Origin of the sequence: Pseudoalteromonas sp. MTN2-4, assembly GCF_042848605.1 — a bacterium.
In the GTDB taxonomy this organism is placed as follows: domain Bacteria; phylum Pseudomonadota; class Gammaproteobacteria; order Enterobacterales; family Alteromonadaceae; genus Pseudoalteromonas.
Window position 1 is genome coordinate 1 of record NZ_BTGK01000026.1, and the last position, 2,206, is coordinate 2,206.

General features: G+C 36.7%; 4 protein-coding genes. All 4 read left to right on the forward strand.

The window, feature by feature from the left end; genetic code table 11:
* Positions 1-324 (forward strand): hypothetical protein (locus ACGHEH_RS21430; protein ID WP_390449734.1); only part of this gene is annotated, 324 nt, incomplete at its 5' end.
* Positions 325-434: 110 nt separating this feature from the next.
* Entirely contained in the window at positions 435-1,046 is a 612-nt protein-coding gene (locus ACGHEH_RS21435) for a hypothetical protein (RefSeq protein ID WP_390449737.1), read from the forward strand.
* A 106-nt stretch (positions 1,047-1,152) separates the two neighbouring features.
* Positions 1,153-1,506, forward strand: coding sequence for a hypothetical protein (locus ACGHEH_RS21440; RefSeq protein WP_390449740.1), 354 nt, complete (start codon positions 1,153-1,155; stop codon positions 1,504-1,506).
* A 117-nt stretch (positions 1,507-1,623) separates the two neighbouring features.
* Complete coding sequence (locus ACGHEH_RS21445) at positions 1,624-2,112, forward strand: hypothetical protein (RefSeq protein WP_390449743.1); 489 nt, start codon at positions 1,624-1,626, stop codon at positions 2,110-2,112.
* Positions 2,113-2,206 lie beyond the last annotated feature (94 nt).

The following is a 2,206-nucleotide window of genomic DNA, read 5'->3' on the forward strand; positions in this document are numbered from 1 at the left end:
GCTTTACTCTGTATATTTGTGAAGGATTACACAATGACAAAATATTTAAGTGATTTTTTTGATACTTCAATTGAATTTATAGAAACATCGAAAGGTATGTTCTTTATAGGCGCTTTTCTAGCTCTGTGTTTTATTACTTACGCATCGAGTAAGTCAGGTGTTTTGCTTGCTCCGGGAGTTTATTATTTTGGTGCAGCAGTACCATCAGGTTTTCTTTTTAGGGCTGCGTATACAGAAAAGGCTAGAAAGTTAAAAATAGTTAAAGGCTTATTCTTTATAGCTTTTACAGGTTGGGTTATCTTGTACACACTCAGCTTTTTGTAAAGCTAACAAGGCCGTTAAACCATGGACACAAAACAGCAGGCTTGTGCTCCTTCGTCGCCAATTTTAGCCTGCTATTTTGTGCCGTTTACGGCAAGCGTTAGGTAACTAGCATGGAACGCAAATTCATCAATCACATTCAAGATCAAATTGATTCTGCTTTTGTTGCAATAAACTACAAAAGACCAAGGCGTTCATGTTGCTATTTTGAGCTTTCGCCTAATGTTTATTCATGGCACGGTATGCCGTGTGATAGTAGAGGGCAGGAAGCAATTTATTATAAGCTAAATATCGGGCTTCACTTTAGGGATATTGAAGAAACAGCGCGTAAGTATTCTGGACTGAAATATAAAGTAGGTGAAGGTGTTACCATTATGGAGAACTTTCAAACAGTTTTAGGTGAAAAATATAAACTGTTTACGTTTGACCCTAAAGAGCCAGAAAACATAGAACCAGAGATAGAACGACTAATTTCCCTTGTTCAAACACACGCATCTCGTTGGTACGAAAGAAATAATAATATTGAAGTGGTAACTGAGTTTTTAAAAAGTAATATAGAGCGTTTAGGCTTTTATCCAGAAAGGTATGCTGTTGCATTAAAAATGCAAAAGCAAAATAAAGTGCTCCAGGAATTTCTAGAGCAACACTCTGAAACAGTAAAGCTGTATGGTAACGACATTGAACAAAACTGGATAAATTTCGGCAATAATTTAAAAGTTACCTAACAAGGCCGTTAAACCAAGGACACAAAACAGCAGGCTTGTGCTCCTTCGTCGCCAATTTTAGCCTGCTATTTTGTGCCGTTTACGGCAAGCGTTATGTTGATTACTTATGCCACAGGTCAAATCTGCAAAAAATTTCAATGCCAAAGCCAAAGATATATTTGCTGGCTACGCTATTTTTGGTTTTTTTCTATGTGCTGGGTGTTTTAAGGCCTTAGAGTTTTTAGCATTTGAGAATGAACTGCATACTAAAATTGGAGTAGGGTTGTGCCTGTTTGTTTTAGTTGTTTGCTTTTATAAAGGCTACAGAGAATATAAGAAAAATGAAGAGCCTTTTAAATGCGCAGATTGTAAAGAAGTCATAGAAGAACCATTAAAAAATAGTGGTGCAAGCGATGAGGCTATTATTTATCACTGTGAATCATGCGATATTTTGTGGCACGTAGCAGATACAGCTGACTAAAATCAACATAACAAATTAATTAAACAATGGACGCAAAACAGCAGGCTTGCGCTCATTCTTCGCTTAGTTTAGCCTGCTATTTTCCGCCGTTTATTAAGGCGTTAGCAGTACAAGAATATGAATCGAATTTTAGTGTTAATTTTAAGTCTTATTACTTTTGATGCATTAGCATGCTCAATGATGCCAACTTCAAAGTATTTTGAAGTAACAGGAAAAGGTACTACAGAACCTGTCAAACCTGTTTTTGAGGTAGATGGAGTTCACAGAGGCACTGATGATGGAAATCATGGTTCATGTTCTGATGCTGGCTCTATTGTTTTAAAACTCAAAAACGTTCCAACTATTGAACAAGGTTATATTTTTGAATTAATAGAGGGCACATTTGAAGATACTCTATTTTCTGACAAAGCAATTACGCTTGCAGACTTTCTCGAAGAAAAGGACAAGTATTATTTTGTCTGGTTTGATGGTAATTCGGAAGAACAAGAGGCTTTTGATATTAAAATAAAAATAACAGCAGTGTCAGAGTCAGGTATTAAAAGTGAGCCGCAGTATTTAAATGTATCTCACCCTGGTGTTCAAAAGCCTTGGTGGAAAGTCTGGTAAGTACTGCTAACAAGTTACTTAAAAGGACGCAAAACGCTTGGCTTGCGCTCCTTCGTCGCTAATTTTAGCCAAGCATTTATGCGCCCATTAGTAA

What these genes read in the sequence shown, in the direction of transcription:
- ACGHEH_RS21440 (WP_390449740.1), top strand. Translation starts at nt 1,153, where the DNA reads ATGCCACAGGTCAAATCTGCAAAAAATTTCAATGCCAAAGCCAAAGAT.
- ACGHEH_RS21435 (WP_390449737.1), top strand. Translation starts at nt 435, where the DNA reads ATGGAACGCAAATTCATCAATCACATTCAAGATCAAATTGATTCTGCT.
- ACGHEH_RS21445 (WP_390449743.1), top strand. Translation starts at nt 1,624, where the DNA reads ATGAATCGAATTTTAGTGTTAATTTTAAGTCTTATTACTTTTGATGCA.